The sequence below is a fragment of the Streptomyces sp. M41(2017) genome (genome assembly GCF_002078175.1).
Taxonomy (GTDB): domain Bacteria; phylum Actinomycetota; class Actinomycetes; order Streptomycetales; family Streptomycetaceae; genus Streptomyces.
Window position 1 is genome coordinate 2,864,448 of the sequence record NZ_MWFK01000001.1, and the last position, 16,140, is coordinate 2,880,587.

At 73.1% G+C, this 16,140-nt stretch carries 16 protein-coding genes; 13 read left to right on the forward strand and 3 right to left on the reverse strand.

Features of this window, described 5'->3' with window-relative positions; all coding sequences use genetic code 11:
* Positions 1–32 precede the first annotated feature (32 nt).
* The 4 genes from B0675_RS12680 to glmM all read left to right on the forward strand — a co-directional run bounded on the left by B0675_RS12680 (position 33) and on the right by glmM (position 4,014).
* Positions 33–1,229, forward strand: a complete 1,197-nt coding sequence (locus tag B0675_RS12680; protein ID WP_081218904.1) for a glycosyltransferase 87 family protein — start codon at positions 33–35, stop codon at positions 1,227–1,229.
* Positions 1,230–1,452: 223 nt separating this feature from the next.
* A complete protein-coding gene (gene rplM / locus B0675_RS12685; protein ID WP_037626954.1) occupies positions 1,453–1,896 on the forward strand; it encodes a 50S ribosomal protein L13 in 444 nt (147 codons plus the stop codon).
* Between the two features lie 42 nt (positions 1,897–1,938).
* Positions 1,939–2,460 (forward strand): 30S ribosomal protein S9, encoded by a 522-nt coding sequence (gene rpsI / locus B0675_RS12690; protein WP_081218905.1) that lies wholly within the window; start codon positions 1,939–1,941, stop codon positions 2,458–2,460.
* Between the two features lie 195 nt (positions 2,461–2,655).
* Positions 2,656–4,014 carry a phosphoglucosamine mutase gene (glmM, locus tag B0675_RS12695; protein WP_081218906.1) on the forward strand — a complete coding sequence of 453 codons (1,359 nt, stop codon included), beginning with the start codon at positions 2,656–2,658 and terminating at the stop codon, positions 4,012–4,014.
* 81 nt (positions 4,015–4,095) lie between these two features.
* On the opposite strand, the gene B0675_RS12700 is transcribed toward glmM, so the two are convergent.
* A complete protein-coding gene (locus B0675_RS12700) occupies positions 4,096–5,034 on the reverse strand; it encodes a DUF389 domain-containing protein (RefSeq protein ID WP_081218907.1) in 939 nt (312 codons plus the stop codon).
* 16 nt (positions 5,035–5,050) lie between these two features.
* Positions 5,051–6,040, reverse strand: coding sequence for a type I pantothenate kinase (gene coaA / locus B0675_RS12705; RefSeq protein ID WP_081218908.1), 990 nt, complete (start codon positions 6,038–6,040; stop codon positions 5,051–5,053).
* A 168-nt stretch (positions 6,041–6,208) separates the two neighbouring features.
* On the opposite strand from coaA, the gene glmS reads away from it, so the two are divergent.
* The 8 genes from glmS (at position 6,209) to B0675_RS12750 (ending at position 14,779) form a co-directional block, all read left to right on the forward strand.
* Positions 6,209–8,056, forward strand: coding sequence for a glutamine--fructose-6-phosphate transaminase (isomerizing) (gene glmS, locus B0675_RS12710; protein WP_081218909.1), 1,848 nt, complete (start codon positions 6,209–6,211; stop codon positions 8,054–8,056).
* Positions 8,057–8,176: 120 nt separating this feature from the next.
* The gene (locus tag B0675_RS12715) at positions 8,177–8,548 is read left to right on the forward strand and encodes a holo-ACP synthase (protein ID WP_081218910.1); all 372 of its coding nucleotides are present in this window, start codon (positions 8,177–8,179) and stop codon (positions 8,546–8,548) included.
* A 73-nt stretch (positions 8,549–8,621) separates the two neighbouring features.
* Entirely contained in the window at positions 8,622–10,052 is a 1,431-nt protein-coding gene (locus tag B0675_RS12720; protein ID WP_081218911.1) for an NAD(P)H-hydrate dehydratase, read from the forward strand.
* A 312-nt stretch (positions 10,053–10,364) separates the two neighbouring features.
* Positions 10,365–11,255, forward strand: a complete 891-nt coding sequence (locus tag B0675_RS12730) for a L,D-transpeptidase family protein (protein ID WP_241539768.1) — start codon at positions 10,365–10,367, stop codon at positions 11,253–11,255.
* A 93-nt stretch (positions 11,256–11,348) separates the two neighbouring features.
* The gene (gene alr / locus B0675_RS12735) at positions 11,349–12,521 is read left to right on the forward strand and encodes an alanine racemase (protein ID WP_081218914.1); all 1,173 of its coding nucleotides are present in this window, start codon (positions 11,349–11,351) and stop codon (positions 12,519–12,521) included.
* A 125-nt stretch (positions 12,522–12,646) separates the two neighbouring features.
* Positions 12,647–13,879 (forward strand): alpha/beta hydrolase, encoded by a 1,233-nt coding sequence (locus tag B0675_RS12740; protein WP_081221750.1) that lies wholly within the window; start codon positions 12,647–12,649, stop codon positions 13,877–13,879.
* Entirely contained in the window at positions 13,845–14,378 is a 534-nt protein-coding gene (gene tsaE / locus B0675_RS12745) for a tRNA (adenosine(37)-N6)-threonylcarbamoyltransferase complex ATPase subunit type 1 TsaE (protein ID WP_081218915.1), read from the forward strand. The genes B0675_RS12740 and tsaE overlap by 35 nt, the downstream gene beginning before the upstream one ends.
* 188 nt (positions 14,379–14,566) lie before the next feature.
* Positions 14,567–14,779, forward strand: a complete 213-nt coding sequence (locus B0675_RS12750) for a hypothetical protein (RefSeq protein WP_143661066.1) — start codon at positions 14,567–14,569, stop codon at positions 14,777–14,779.
* 36 nt (positions 14,780–14,815) lie between these two features.
* Here the strand turns inward: B0675_RS12750 and B0675_RS12755 are convergent, their stop codons facing one another.
* The gene (locus B0675_RS12755) at positions 14,816–15,370 is read right to left on the reverse strand and encodes a hypothetical protein (protein ID WP_081218917.1); all 555 of its coding nucleotides are present in this window, start codon (positions 15,368–15,370) and stop codon (positions 14,816–14,818) included.
* A 110-nt stretch (positions 15,371–15,480) separates the two neighbouring features.
* On the opposite strand from B0675_RS12755, the gene tsaB reads away from it, so the two are divergent.
* Positions 15,481–16,134, forward strand: a complete 654-nt coding sequence (gene tsaB / locus B0675_RS12760) for a tRNA (adenosine(37)-N6)-threonylcarbamoyltransferase complex dimerization subunit type 1 TsaB (RefSeq protein ID WP_081218918.1) — start codon at positions 15,481–15,483, stop codon at positions 16,132–16,134.
* Positions 16,135–16,140 lie beyond the last annotated feature (6 nt).

Here is a 16,140-nt window from a genome sequence, read left to right on the forward strand (position 1 = left end):
CATCGAGCACTTGAGCCCCTAGCGTGATCTGAATGCGGACGGGCAAAAGTGACATCTCCGGGTGGTTGGTACGCCGGGCGTCCTGGCATGCGTGGGCGGTGACGGCTGTGGTGCTCTGCGCACATGTCGCCGGGGTCGCGCGGGCCAGTGCGGACGGTGGGATGGACAACGCGATCGTGGTCCGGGCCGCGCGCACCTGGCTGGACGGCGGATCGCCCTACGCCGACCGGCACTTCCTCTATCTGCCGAGCGCGGTGCTCGCCGCGGTGCCGCAGGCGGTGCTCCCGGACGCGGTGCTGCGGGCGCTGGTTCCGCTGACCGTGACGGCGCTGCTGCTCGCGGGCTGGGTGTGGGCGCTGCGGATCCACGGGGTGCCGGGACGCAGCCGGCTGGGGGTGCTCGGTCCCGCCGCCCTCGCGCTCGGGTTCGCGCCCTTCGGGCACCTCGTCTCGCTCGGCAACTGGACCGTGACGGCCGCCGCCGCGCTGCCGCTCGCGCTGCTGCTGGCCGCGCGGGAGCGCTGGGGGTGGGCCGGCGTGGTCGTGGGCGCCGCCGTGGCCCTCAAGCCGCTGCTGGCGCCGGTGGCGCTCCTCTTCGTCTTCGCGCGCCGGTGGCCGGGGCTCGCCGCGGTGGTGCTGGTGCCGGCCGTGGCGTCCGGCGGCGCGGCGCTGCTGATGCCCGATCCCACGGGGTTCGTGACCCGGACGCTGCCGTTCCTGCTGCGGGGCCACGACACGTTCGTCACGCTCTACGAGGCGTCGCCCGCCGCTGTGCTGCCCCGGCTCGGGGTGCCCGGCCCGGTCGCCGTCCCGCTCGCCTGCGCCGCTGCGGCCGCCGGGGTCGTCTGCGCGTACCGCCGCTGGTCCCGCGGTGCTCCGGGGCCGCTGCGGCTGGTCGAGACCGCGGTGCTGCTGATGCTGTCGGCGTTCCTGGTGTCCCGGCCGTCGTACGACCACTATCTGCTGGTCGTGGTGCCGCTGCTGCTCGCCGGGCTGCCGTATCCGGACTCGGTGACCCGGGGGCCCTGGTTCTGGCTGGCACTCGTACCACAGGTGCCCGGGGCGGACTGGCCCTGGCTGGAGCCGGTGACCCGACGCGCGTTCCGGGACTGCTTTACCCTGGTGGTGACGACCGCGGCAGTGGTGCTCCTGCACCGCCGCCATCAGGCTCTCCGCGGCCCAGGCCCCTTCGTCGCACAGCGACAGGGACGACGGGCCACGCGGGTGTGATCACTCGCGTTTTGACCCGTCCGGGGCACCGCGGGTAAGCTTGCGATTCGTTATGTGTATTGGCTTGCTCATTCTCACGTGAGGGGCCCTTACACCGGTCCACCGGGGCTGATGACCAGCGACCAGCACGCGGTATGCGTCACCGCAGTGCGGTCAGGGCTGTCGTGATCGTCCGTGGTGGCCATGTCAGGACCCACTCACTGAAGAAGCGAAGGCTACGACCGTGCGTACGTACAGCCCCAAGCCCGGCGACATCACTCGCCAGTGGTACGTCATCGACGCCCAGGATGTCGTCCTGGGTCGTCTGGCGACCACTGCAGCGAACATCCTGCGGGGCAAGCACAAGCCGATCTACGCCCCCCACGTCGACGCTGGTGACTTCGTCATCATCATCAACGCGGACAAGGTGCACCTTTCCGGCAACAAGAAGACCCAGAAGCTGGCGTACCGCCACTCCGGTTACCCGGGTGGTCTGCGCTCCGTCCGTTACGACGAGCTGCTGGCGAAGAACCCCGAGAAGGCCGTCGAGAAGGCCATCCGGGGCATGGTTCCCAAGAACACCCTGGGCCGCCAGGTGCTCTCGAAGCTGAAGGTCTACGCGGGCGAGAACCACCCGCACGCTGCGCAGCAGCCGGTCCCGTTCGAGATCACCCAGGTCGCGCAGTAGTTCCGGCCACCCCCTAAGACATAAAGAAATCTGAGGAGAATCGTGGCCGAGACCACTGTTGAGCAGCCGGTCGAAGAGACTGAGCTCGTCGACGTCGAGAACTACACCACCGAGTCCGAGGTGCCTGTCGAGGGCGAGTACACCTCGGAGTCGCTCGCGGGCCGCTTCGGTGACCCGCAGCCGGCCGCCGGCCTGGGCCGTCGCAAGAACGCGATCGCCCGTGTCCGGATCGTCCCGGGCACCGGCAAGTGGAAGGTCAACGGGCGCACGCTCGAGGACTACTTCCCGAACAAGGTCCACCAGCAGGAAGTCAACGAGCCCTTCAAGGTGCTCGAGCTCGACGGCCGCTACGACGTCATCGCCCGCATCTCGGGTGGCGGCGTCTCCGGTCAGGCCGGTGCCCTGCGCCTCGGCGTGGCCCGCGCGCTGAACGAGGCCGACGTGGACAACAACCGCGCCGCCCTCAAGAAGGCCGGTTACCTCAAGCGCGACGACCGTGCGGTCGAGCGCAAGAAGGCCGGTCTCAAGAAGGCCCGCAAGGCTCCGCAGTACAGCAAGCGTTAAGCTTCGCTGCCTGCACGTACGCGTTGTACGCGTAGCTTCGAACGCCCCGGCGGCACGCCACAGTGCCGCCGGGGCGTTCGTTTATCACAGCGCTGGGCGTATAACGGCACAAGGTGCTCAAAGGCTCATGTGATCGGATGACCTCCGTATTCTTCGGGGGGAATTTCGTACTCTGAAGCTTCCTCAGGAGGACAAGTGGGACGACTCTTCGGCACGGACGGCGTGCGCGGTGTCGCCAACGCGGATCTGACGGCCGAGCTCGCGCTCGGGCTCTCCGTGGCGGCGGCGCACGTACTCGCCGAGGCGGGAACCTTCGAGGGCCACCGGGCTGTGGCGGTGGTCGGGCGGGATCCGCGCGCGTCCGGGGAGTTCCTGGAGGCCGCGGTGGTCGCCGGTCTCGCCAGCGCGGGCGTGGACGTCCTGCGGGTCGGTGTGCTGCCCACCCCCGCGGTGGCGTATCTCACCGGTGCGCTCGGCGCCGACCTCGGCGTGATGCTCTCCGCCAGCCACAACGCCATGCCCGACAACGGCATCAAGTTCTTCGCCCGCGGCGGGCACAAGCTCGCCGACGAACTGGAGGACCGGATCGAGGGCGTCTACGAGGAGCACCGCACCGGTGCTCCCTGGGACCGCCCGACCGGCGCGGGCGTCGGCCGGGTGAACTCCTACGACCAGGGCTTCGACCAGTACGTCGCCCATCTCATCGGGGTCCTGCCGAACCGTCTCGACGGTCTGAAGGTCGTCCTCGACGAGGCGCACGGCGCCGCCTCCCGGGTCTCGCCCGAGGCGTTCGCACGGGCCGGTGCCGAGATCATCACGATCGGCGCGGAGCCCGACGGGCTGAACATCAACGACGGCTGCGGCTCCACCCACCTGGACCTGCTCAAGGCGGCCGTCGTCGAGCACGGCGCCGACCTCGGCATCGCGCACGACGGTGACGCCGACCGCTGCCTCGCCGTGGACCACACGGGCGACGAGATCGACGGCGACCAGATCCTGGCCGTCCTCGCGCTGGCGATGCGGGAGCGTTCCGTACTGCGCTCCGGCACCGTCGTCGCGACGGTCATGTCCAACCTGGGCTTCAAGCTCGCCATGGAGCGCGAGGGCCTCGCCCTCGTCCAGACGGCGGTCGGTGACCGCTATGTCCTGGAGGAGATGAAGCGGCACGGCTACGCCCTCGGCGGGGAGCAGTCCGGGCACGTCATCGTCCTGGACCACGCCACCACCGGCGACGGCACGCTGACCGGCCTCCTGCTGGCCGCCCGGGTCGCGCAGAGCGGCCGTACGCTCCGCGACCTCGCCTCGGTCATGGAGCGCCTGCCGCAGGTCCTCATCAACGTGCCGGACGTCGACCGGACGCGGGTGAACACCTCCGCCGAGCTGGCCACCGCGGTCGCCGACGCGGAGCGGGAGCTCGGCAGCACCGGACGGGTGCTGCTGCGCCCCTCCGGCACCGAGCCGCTCGTCCGCGTGATGGTCGAGGCCGCCGACATCGAGCACGCCCGCTCGGTGGCCGCGCGCCTCGCCGACGCCGTGAAGTCGGCGCTGGGCTAGGACCGTCCGGGAGACCTTCGTCCCAGCCGTGAGGCCCGGCACCCCCCGACGGGGGGTGCCGGGCCTCACGGCGTGCGGGGGCTACGCGGCGACCTTGCGCCCGCGCTGCAGCGCCCAGAACCACTTCTGGGCCATGAGCGTGAGGATGCCGGCGAGGACGATGCCGAGCAGGTTGAACAGCAGTTGCTTGGTGGAGCCCCAGGTCTGCCCCATGTCGCCGTAGCTCAGGGCCACCGCGGCGTTCGCCGCCGCCGGCACGGTCGTCACGGAGATCGCGACACCGACCAGGGCCCCGGACTTCGCCGAGGTCAGCGACAGCATGCCGGCCGCGCCCGCGAGGACCGCGACCACGAACGAGAACCAGTCCGGGGCGTAGACGAAGCCCGTGTTGGGGCGCGGGCCCTCCAACCGGGCCTCGGTGAACAGGCCCACCCCGTCCATGAACAGGCTGAAGAGCACCGTCACCGCCATGGCGATCGCGAAGCCGGCCAGCAACGCCGTCAGGGAGCGCAGCGCCAGGCGCGGGGCCCGTTGCACGGTGGCGGTGCACAGGCCGGCCAGCGGGCCGAACTCCGGTCCGACGGCCATGGCGCCCACGATCAGCACCGCGTTGTCGAGCACGACACCGCAGGCCGCGATCATGGTGGCGATCGTGATGAACGCGATGTAGGTGACCGACAGGGTCGACTCCTCGTGCGTGGCCTCCTCCAGGTGCTCCCACAGCACCGCGTCGGCGCCCTCGCCGGGGGCGTCCTCCTCCGCCTTGTCGGCGCGCTGCGACAGGGAGAGGTCGATGTCCTCGACCGCGATCGAGCCCGTGCGGTCGATGCCCAGGTCCCGGAGCCCGCCGATGAGTTCGTCGCCCGCCTCCCGCGCCACGTCGCACAGCACGACGTCCCCGGCCGGATTGCGGGCGGCTCCCGGCAGGACGACGACATGGGCGGTGCCCACCGTCGCCTCGATGAGGCGCACCACGTCGTCGGTCCGGTCGGCGGGGGTGATCAGGCGCAGATGCAGCATGGCCGCAGCGTAGTGGTCAGAGTTTGCGCAGGCTCAGGCGCTGCACCTTGTGGTCCTGGCCCTTGCGTACGACGAGGGTCGCCCGGCCGCGGGTGGGGGCCACGTTCTCCAGCAGGTTGGGCTTGTTGATGGTGCGCCAGGTGGTGCGGGCGTAGTCGAGCGCCTCGTCCTCGGAGACCTGGGTGTACTTGCGGAAGTACGAGTCCGGGTTCTGGAAGGCGGTCGCGCGCAGCTTGCGGAAGCGGTTCAGGTACCAGTGTTCGATGTCCTCGGCGCGGGCGTCGACGTACACGCTGAAGTCGAAGTAGTCCGCGAGGCCGACACGGGTGCGGCCGTCCTTGCCGGGCAGGGCCGGCTGGAGCACGTTCAGGCCCTCGACGATGAGGATGTCGGGGCGGCGGACCGTCAGTCGCCGGCCGGGCACGATGTCGTAGATCAGATGCGAGTAGACGGGGGCCGTCACCTCGTCCTTGCCGGCCTTGATGTCGGCGACGAAGCGGGTCAGCGCCCGCCGGTCGTACGACTCGGGGAAGCCCTTGCGGGACATCAGGCCGCGCGCTTCGAGCTCCTTGGTGGGAAGCAGGAAACCGTCCGTGGTGACCAGCTCGACGCGGGGGTGCTCGGGCCAGCGGGAGAGGAGCGCCTGGAGCAGACGGGCGACGGTGGACTTGCCGACGGCCACGGAACCGGCGACGCCTATGACGAACGGGGTGCCCGCCTGGGAGCCCTTCTCGCCGAGGAAGGTGTTCAGGGCGCCTCTGAGGCCGTCCGTCGCCCCGACGTACAGGTTCAGGAGTCTGGACAGCGGCAGGTAGATGTCCCGCACCTCGTCGAGGTCGATGACGTCGCCCAGGCCACGCAGTTTCTCGACCTCCTCGGCGTTCAGCGGGAGCGGCGTCTTTTCGCGCAGCGCGCTCCACTCGGCACGGGTGAGGTCGACGTAGGGAGTCGCCTCCGGCTTGGACCGGTGGGCGCTCCGCGGCAACGAGGAGACCGGAGAGATCACAGTCCATTGTTACGGGAGTATGGACGGGATGGAGGGTGGGGTCCGTCACGCCGGGGGCCGCGGGGTGGAATCGGGGGTCCGGCGGGCCTGTGCGGAGGGTGGCTGGAATTTCCGATATCGGGCACGGAATGCCGGTATCGGAACGGGGTCGGCCCGTACGCTGCCGCCATGTGCGGAATCGTGGGATACGTGGGGTCGCAGTCGGCGCTTGACGTGGTGATGGCCGGACTGAAGCGGCTGGAGTACCGGGGATACGACTCGGCGGGTGTCGCCGTCCTGGCGGACGGGGGGCTCGCCGCCGCGAAGAGGGCCGGGAAACTGGTCAACCTGGAGAAGGAGCTGGTCGACCGGCCGCTGCCGGCCGGCACGACGGGGATCGGACACACCCGCTGGGCCACCCACGGAGGGCCGACGGACGCCAACGCGCATCCGCACCTCGACAACGCGGGCCGGGTCGCCGTCGTCCACAACGGGATCATCGAGAACTTCGCGTCGCTCCGCGCCGAACTGGCCGAGCGGGGCCACGACCTGACCTCCGAGACGGACACCGAGGTGGTCGCCCATCTGCTCGCCGAGGAGTTCTCCTCGTGCGCGGACCTGGCGGAGGCCATGCGGCTGGTGTGCCGGCGTCTGGAGGGCGCGTTCACCCTGGTCGCGGTCGACGCGGACGATCCGGACGTGGTCGTGGGCGCGCGCCGCAACTCGCCGCTGGTGGTGGGGGTCGGCGAGGGCGAGGCGTTCCTCGCCTCCGACGTCGCGGCGTTCATCGCCCACACCCGTTCGGCGATCGAGCTGGGGCAGGACCAGGTCGTCGAGCTGCGCCGGGACGGTGTCGTCGTCACCGGGTTCGACGGCAGCCCCGCCGAGGTGCGTTCGTACCACGTCGACTGGGACGCGTCGGCGGCGGAGAAGGGCGGCTACGACTACTTCATGCTCAAGGAGATCGCCGAGCAGCCGAAGGCGGTCGCCGACACCCTGCTCGGGCGGATCGACGCGGCCGGTTCGCTGTCCCTCGACGAGGTGCGCATCCCGGTCCGGACGCTGCGCGAGATCGACAAGGTCGTGATCGTCGCCTGCGGCACCGCGTTCCACGCCGGTCTGATCGCCAAGTACGCCATCGAGCACTGGACGCGCATGCCGTGCGAGGTGGAACTGGCCAGCGAGTTCCGCTACCGGGACCCGATCCTGGACCGGCAGACCCTCGTCGTCGCGATCTCGCAGTCCGGCGAGACCATGGACACGCTGATGGCGCTGCGGCACGCCCGTGAGCAGGGTGCCAAGGTCCTGGCGATCTGCAACACGAACGGTTCGACGATCCCGCGCGAGTCCGACGCGGTCCTCTACACGCACGCCGGCCCCGAGGTGGCCGTCGCCTCCACCAAGGCCTTCCTCACCCAACTGGTGGCCTGCTACCTGGTCGCGCTGTACCTGGGCCAGGTGCGCGGCACCAAGTGGGGCGACGAGATCCAGGCGGTCATCCGGGAGCTGTCCCGGATCTCCCGCGAGGTCGAGCGGGTCCTGGAGACCATGGAGCCGGTACGGGAACTGGCGCGCTCCCTCGCCCACAAGGACACGGTGCTGTTCCTCGGGCGGCACGTGGGCTACCCGGTCGCGCTCGAAGGGGCCCTGAAGCTCAAGGAGCTGGCGTACATGCACGCCGAGGGGTTCGCGGCGGGCGAGCTGAAGCACGGGCCGATCGCGCTGATCGAGGAGGACCTGCCGGTGGTGGTCATCGCGCCGTCGCCGCGTGGCCGCTCGGTCCTGCACGACAAGATCGTCTCCAACATCCAGGAGATCCGCGCCCGGGGCGCCCGCACCATCGTCATCGCGGAGGAGGGCGACGAGGCGGTCGTCCCGTACGCCGACCACCTGATCCGCGTCCCGGCCACCCCCACCCTGCTCCAGCCCCTGGTCTCGACGGTCCCGCTCCAGGTCTTCGCCTGCGAACTGGCGACGGCCCGCGGCAACGAGGTGGACCAGCCGAGGAACCTGGCGAAGTCGGTGACGGTGGAGTGAGCGGGTGTCGGGCCCGCTCCGGTGGAGGCGCCCCGACGGATCGGTGACGCGGTTTTCGCGGCGGGTGTCGCGGGAGCCGCGGGCGCGCGGAAGGTGGTCCGAGAGCTTTAGGGTGCCGTCATGAGCATCATCGGGGTCGGGATCGACGTGGCCGAGATCGAACGGTTCCGGGCGTCTCTCGAACGGACGCCGGGGCTGGCCGAACGGCTCTTCGTGGAGCGGGAGTTGTCCTTGCCGAGCGGCGGGCGGCGGGGGGTCGCCTCGCTGGCGGCGCGGTTCGCGGCGAAGGAGGCGCTCGCCAAGGCGCTGGGCGCGCCGGCCGGCCTGCACTGGACGGACGCCGAGGTCTACGTCGAGGACAGCGGCCGGCCCCGCCTGCGGGTGAAGGGCACGGTCGCGGCCCGGGCGGCCGAACTGGGCGTGCGCTCCTGGCATGTGTCGCTCAGTCACGACGCCGGGGTGGCCTCGGCGGTGGTGATCGCCGAGGGGTAGCGGCCCGTCCGCCGGGGCACCCTCCCCGCGGCCGGGGCGGCGCGCCGTGCGGCGGTGCGGGAGACTCGGAAGCATGCGTACTGCGTACAGCGTGGAGACCGTAAGGGCCGCCGAACGGGAGCTGATGGCACGGCTTCCCGAGGGGGCGTTGATGCAGCGGGCCGCCGCCGGACTGGCCGCCGCCTGCGCGGACCTGCTGGGGCGGGTGTACGGCAGCCGGGTGGTGCTGCTCGTGGGCAGCGGAGACAACGGGGGCGACGCCCTCTACGCCGGAGCGCGTCTCGCCCGGCGCGGGGCCGGGGTCACCGCGGTGCTCCTCGCACCCGACCGGACGCACCCGGAGGGACGCGCGGCGCTGCTGCGCGCCGGGGGCAGGACCGCCGCGCCCGACAGCGCCGAACCGCTCCTGCGCCGTGCCGACCTCGTCGTCGACGGGATCGTGGGGATCGGCGGCAAGGGCGGCCTGCGGCCCGACGCCGCACGGCTCGCCGAACTCGCCGACGCCTCCCGCGCCGCGGTCGTCGCCGTCGATCTGCCGAGCGGCGTCGAGGCGGACACCGGCGAGGTGCTCGGCGACGCCGTCCGCGCCGACCTGACCGTAACGTTCGGCACGCACAAGCCGGGACTTCTCGTCGATCCGGCGCGCGGGTACGCCGGTTCCGTCCACCTCGTCGACATCGGGCTCGACCTCCCGGAACAGGCCGACCTGGAGGCGTTGCAGCACGCCGACGTCGCCGCCCGGCTGCCCCGGCCGGGTGCGGCCAGCGACAAGTACCGGCGCGGTGTCGTCGGGATCGCCGCCGGGTCCGCCCGCTACCCCGGCGCCGCGGTGCTCGCCGTCTCCGGCGCGCTGCGCGGCGGGGCCGGTGCCGTGCGGTACGTCGGGCCCGCCGCGGACGCCGTCATCGCGCGGTTCCCCGAGACGCTGGTGTCCGGCGAGGGGCCCGCGAAGGCCGGCCGGGTGCAGGCCTGGGTGGTGGGCCCCGGCATCGGCGACGACGCCACGTCCGTGGCGGAGGTGCTCGCCGCGGACGTACCGGTCCTGGTGGACGCGGACGCGCTCCGGCTCGCCGACCGGGAGACCGTACGGGCCCGGAGCGCGCCCACCCTGCTGACCCCGCACGCCGGAGAGGCCGCCGCGCTGCTCGGGGTCGCCCGCGAGGCGGTGGAGGAGGCGCGGCTCGCCTCGGTCCGGGAACTGGCGGGCCTGTACGGGGCGACGGTGCTGCTCAAGGGCGCCACCACGCTGGTCGCCGGTCCGGTCGGCGGCCCGGTGCGGGTGAACGCGACCGGCACGGCGTGGCTGGCCACCGCCGGCAGCGGGGACGTCCTGTCCGGGCTCGCGGGGTCGCTGCTGGCCTCCGGCCTGTCCGCCCTCGACGCCGGCAGCGTGGCCGCCTATCTGCACGGCCTCGCGGGCCGTTTCGCGGCGGACGGCGCCCCCGCGGGCGCCCACGACGTGGCCGCGGCCGTCCCGGAGGCGTGGCGCGACGTGACGGACTGAGGCCCGCGGCGGTCCTCGGCGCGACGGAGTCCGGGCCGGGCGGCGGCGGGGCCGGGCGGCGGCAGGGCCGGGCGGGCGGCGGCCGGCCGGGCGGGCGGGCGACGGAGTCCGGGCCCGGGCGGGCCCGGAGCGGGACCGCTCCCGCCCGCGGGTGGCCGCGCGCTGACCGGCCCGGCGTCGCCCGCCGTGGCGGGGCGCACCACGCTCCGGGCCCGCCCGGGCCCGCAGCGTGAGGGCCGCGTTGCACAGATCGGGGGACCCTGTGCGCGCGGCTCACCCCGGGGCGTCGGCTCGTTGCGTATGGCTGATCGCATGATGAGCAGACGAATGGCGTGCCGGGTGACCGCGGTGCTGCTGGCGGTGGCGGCGGCCCTGCCCGTGGGGACGGCCACGGCCGCGCCGGGACCGCCCCCGCCCGCGGGTGGCCGCGCGCTGACCGGACCGGCGTCGCCCGCCGTGGCGGGGCGCACCACGGCTGCGTGCGCTGCGGGGAGGGGCCCGTACCAGCGGCAGGTCGAACGGTGGCTGAGACTCGCGGTGGACGGCAGGCAGTCAGCCGCGGACTGCGAGGCCGTGCGGGCCTTCCAGACGCGGCAGGGCATCAAGCCGGCGAACGGTTACGCCGGCCCCGTCACCTGGGCCCGGATGCGCCTGCTGTCCGCCCGCACCGCCCCGACGGACGCGGGGGCGGAGGGGGCGACCGGCGCCGCGTCCGGTCCTGCGACCGGCGCCGTGGCGGGCCCCGCGAGCGGCTCCGCGGCCCGTCCCGCGAGTGGCGCGGTGACCGGCGGGGCGAGCGGCCCGGCGGCCGGCGTCGTGGCCTCCGCCGGCTGCCCCGTCCGCTCCTACCGGGTCGCCTGCGTCGATCTCAAGCGGCAGCTCACCTGGGTGCAGAAGGGCGGCAAGACCCTCTTCGGGCCGGTCGCGATGCGCAGCGGCGGCGCCGGACACCGCACCCGGACCGGCTGGTTCCGGATCTACTGGAAGCACAAGAACCACTGGTCGTCGCTGTACAACGCGCCCATGCCGTACGCCCAGTTCTTCAGCGGCGGGCAGGCCTTCCACGCCGTCCAGGGAAGCATCCACACCACCGGCGGCTCGATGGGCTGCGTGAACCTGCGGCTCGCCGACGCACGGAAACTCTGGAGCGTCCTCAAGACCCGTGACCACGTGTACGTGTGGGGCCGCAGGCCCGGCAGCTAGGGAGCCGTTCGGACCGGTCGGGGTCCACCGCCGGGCCCGTCGCGGGGGCCGGTGCCGGAAGGGGGTCGTGCCCCTCTGAGAGACTGGGGCGCGATGACAGAGACAGCACACCCGCGGACGGCACCCCTGCGCGCCCGCGCCGAGATCGATCTGGCCGCCCTGCGCGCCAACGTGCGGGCCCTGCGCGCCCACGCGCCGACCGCGGCCCTGATGGCCGTGGTCAAGTCCGACGCGTACGGCCACGGAGCGGTCCCCTGCGCCCGCGCGGCGCGGGAGGCCGGCGCCACCTGGCTCGGCACGGCCACCCCGGAGGAGGCGCTGGCGCTGCGCGCGGCCGGGATCCCGGGCCGCATCATGTGCTGGCTCTGGACCCCGGGCGGCCCCTGGGCCGAGGCGATCGAGGCCGACCTCGACGTGTCGGTCAGCGGCCTGTGGGCGCTGCACGAGGTCACGGCCGCCGCCGAGGCCGTCGGCGCGCCGGCGCGGGTGCAGCTCAAGGCCGACACCGGACTCGGCCGCGGCGGCTGCCAGCCCGCCGACTGGCCGGAGCTGGTCGCCGCGGCCCTCGCCGCCGAGGCCCGCGGCCTCCTCACCGTGACCGGCCTCTGGTCGCACCTCGCCTGCGCCGACGAGCCGGGGCACCCCTCGATCCAGTCCCAACTCACGCTGTTCCGCGAGATGGTGGCCCACGCCGAGCAGCAGGGCGTGCGCCCCGAGGTGCGGCACATCGCCAACTCGCCCGCGACGCTGACGCTCCCCGAGAGCCACTTCGATCTCGTACGGACCGGGATCGCCGTGTACGGGATCTCGCCGAGCCCCGAGGTCGGCACGCCGGGCGACTTCGGGCTGCGGCCCGTGATGACGCTGAGCGCGTCGCTGGCCCTCATCAAGCACGCCCCGGCCGGTCACGGCGTGAGCTACGGACATCACTACGTCACCCCCGGCGAGACCACGCTCGGCCTGGTCCCCGTCGGCTACGCGGACGGCATCCCGCGGCACGCCTCCGGAACCGGACCGGTCCTGGTCGCCGGCAAGTGGCGCACGGTCGCGGGCCGGGTGGCGATGGACCAGTTCGTCGTCGACCTCGGCGGTGACGAGCCCGAGCCCGGTGCGCAGGCCGTCCTGTTCGGCCCCGGCGACCGGGGCGAGCCGACCGCCGAGGACTGGGCCCGCGCCGCGGGCACGATCGCGTACGAAATCGTCACGCGCATCGGAACCCGCGTCCCCCGCGTCTACGTGAAGGTGAACGAGGAACAAGTGGGGTAACACCCCTGGGCCGACAGGTACGCGGGACCCGAGGGGCGGAACGCGGCGGGTGACGCGTGCCGTCCGGACGCCGGATCAGCAGCGCACGGCCGAGAGCCGACAGCCGGAACGAGGAGGAGCGGGACGTGAGCGAGAGCAGCGTGGAGGCCGTCGTGAGCGCGGCCTCGGCCGCCGCCTCCGCCGGGAACTGGCGCAGGGCCGGGGTGGCCGGCGCCGCGATAGGCGTGGTCGCGGCGGGGGCCGCGGCCGGAGTCGCGATAGAGCGGCTCACGGTCGGCCGCGGCATGCGCAGGAAGGCCCGTCTCGCCCTCGACTCGGCCGGCCCCTACGGCGCGCTGCGCGGCACCCCCGGCAAGGCGTTCGCCGAGGACGGTACCGAGCTGTACTACGAGGTCGACGAGGCCGAGCCGGAGGCACCACTCGGTCCGCGCCGGCGCCGCCTCTTCGGCCGCAAGGCCCCCGCCCCCGTCACCGTCGTCTTCAGCCACGGCTACTGCCTGAACCAGGACTCGTGGCACTTCCAGCGGGCCGCGCTGCGCGGGGTGGTGCGCACGGTGCACTGGGACCAGCGCAGCCACGGCCGCTCCGGGCGGGGCGCGGCCCAGCTGAAGGACGGCACGCCGGTCACCATCGACCAGCTCGGCGGCGACCTGAAGGCGGTCATCGACGCGGCGGTGCCCGAGGGGCCGATCGTGCTCGTGGGGCATTCCATGGGCGGCATGACGGTGATGGCGCTGGCCGACCGGTTCCCCGAGCTGATCCGCGAACGGGTCGTCGCCGTGGCCCTGGTGGGCACGTCGTCGGGGCGGCTCGGCGAGGTCAACTTCGGCCTGCCGGTCGCGGGCGTCAACGCCGTCCGGCGGGTGCTCCCCGGTGTGCTGAAGGCGCTCGGGCAGCAGGCCGCCCTGGTCGAGCGCGGACGGCGGGCCACCGCCGACCTGTTCGCCGGGGTCATCAAGCGCTACTCGTTCGCCGGCCGGGACGTCGACCCGGCGATCGAGCGGTTCGCCGAACGGATGATCGAGGGCACGCCGATCGACGTGGTCGCCGAGTTCTACCCGGCGTTCACCGACCACGACAAGACGGCCGCGCTCGCCCACTTCGCCGAGCTGCCCGTCCTCGTCCTCGCCGGCGTCAAGGACCTGGTGACACCGAGCGAGCACAGCGAGGCCATCGCCGACCTGCTGCCGGACGCCGAGCTGGTGCTCGTCCCCGACGCGGGACACCTCGTCATGCTGGAGCATCCCGAGGTCGTCACCGACCGCCTCGCCGACCTCCTGGTACGCGCGGGAGCCGTCCCGGCAGGAGCTACGGTGGGTGGCTATGGAAGCACCAGCAGCAGCGCACAACCCGGCTGAGTCCACGCGGGACGCGGCCGGCGCGCAGATCACCGTGACCTCCCCCGAACAGATGCAGGAGCTGGGCCGCAGGCTGGCCCGGCTGCTGCGCGCCGGCGACCTCGTGATGCTGAACGGCGAGCTGGGCGCGGGCAAGACGACGCTGACCCGGGGCCTGGGCGAGGGGCTCGGGGTGCGCGGCGCCGTCACCTCGCCGACCTTCGTCATCGCCCGGGTGCACCCCTCCCTCGTCGAGGGACCGCCGCTGGTGCACGTCGACGCGTACCGCCTGGGCGGCGGGCTCGACGAGATGGAGGACCTCGACCTCGACGTCTCGCTCTCCGACTCCGTGATCGTCGTGGAGTGGGGCGAGGGCAAGGTCGAGGAGCTGACCGACGACCGGCTGAACATCGTCATCCACCGTGCGGTCGGCGACACCACGGACGAGGTGCGGCACGTGACGCTCACCGGCCTCGGCGAGCGCTGGGCCACCACCGTCCTGGACACCCTCGCCGGCTGACCGGCACGAGCGCCGGGCCACCGGCCAGGGCCGCCGCCGCGTCGCCGGGCGGTTCGTACGTTCGGCCAAGTATCCGACAGGACGTCGGCAAGATATTGCGTTCGGTGTCCCGCCCGTGGTCACATGGACTCCAGTGCGTGGTTAGGTCTACCTAACCACGCTGGCCCCCGAAGCCCCAGGAGGCGTCCATGTCGGCTTCAGAGTCGGCCGCAGTGCCGGCCGCGGACCGTGAGCTGCCGATGGCGCCGCGCGCGACGGGCGGGGTGTCGATGAGGGACCTGCTGGCGGCCTCCGCCGCGGCGGAGGCGGTCTCCCGGCCGCCCCGCGCGCCCCTGGGCGAGCCGTACACCACGGACCGTGCCCACCGGGCCGCCGCCGAGGAACCCCGCAGGGCCGCCTGACGGATCCGCCGGCCCGACCGGGCCGTACGCGCCGTCCTACTTGATGACGACGACCTTCACGTTGACCACGGCGAACTCCCACATCGCGTTCGCGTCGGCGCGGGACGTCCGGATGCCGCCGAGCTTCTTGCTCGGGTCCGGCGCGGTCGTGGAGCCGTCCACCGCCGCGCTGAACCCGATCGCGACGCCGTTGACCAGCGTGAACCGCACGAGGTGCTCGATCGGCACGCCGTCGGACCCGGTGAGGGAGCCCGACCGTGTCGTCACCGCGTAGGTGCCGGGAGCCGGGTCGACCGTGCCGGGGGTGACCTCGAAGGTGCGCCGCACCTTGTTGTTCCCGCCGACCAGCCACACGCGGTCGTCGTCCGTCGAGTACACGACCCGCTCGCCGCTGCCGGACCGGCCGGGCAGCGCGGCGGGGTTCTTCTTGTCCCGGGGTGCCTTCGACGTGGAGGCCTTCGGTGTCGCGCTCGCGTTCGGTTTGCCCAGGGCGTCCGGAACGCTCGCGGACGCCTGGTAGGCGAGGAAGCCGACTACGGCGAGAGCCGCCACGGTGAGCCCGGCCACGAATCCCGAGCTGCTCCTAGCCACCTTGTGTGCCCACCTCTCGACCTTCGTACGTCTTTGCTGTGACGGTAGCAGCAGAGGGACGGGACTCCCGGGCGGCCGTACGTCCGGCTCGGGCGCCGTAGGCTGTTTGCGTGCTCTTGCTCGCTCTGGATACCGCCACTCCCGCCGTCACCGTCGCCCTGCACGACGGGACGGCCGTCGTCGCCTCGTCGAGCCAGGTGGACGCGCGACGGCACGGGGAACTGCTGCTGCCGGCCGTCGACCGGGTGCTCACCGAGGCCGGTCTCGGGCTGGACGCCGTCACCGGCGTCGTCGTGGGCGTCGGCCCCGGCCCGTACACCGGCCTGCGTGTCGGCCTCATGACCGCCGACACCTTCGGACTCGCCCTCGGCGTGCCCGTCCACGGTCTGTGCACCCTCGACGGGCTCGCGTACGCGGCCGACGTGGAGGGTCCCTTCGTCGTCGCCACGGACGCCCGCCGCAAGGAGGTCTACTGGGCGCGGTACACCGACCCCCGCACCCGGGTGTCGGACCCCGCCGTGGACCGCCCCGCCGAGATCGCCGAGTCGGTCGCCGGGCTGCCCGCCGTCGGCGCCGGCGCCCTCCTCTACCCCGACACCTTCCCGGACGCCCGCTCGCCCGAGCACGTCTCGGCCGCCGCGCTCGCCTCGCTGGCCGCCGAGAAGCTCGCGGCGGGCGAGGAACTGGAGCCGCCCCGGCCGCTGTACCTGCGCCGCCCGGACGCCCAGGTGCCCAAGAACTACAAGGTGGTCACCCCCAAGTGACCGCCG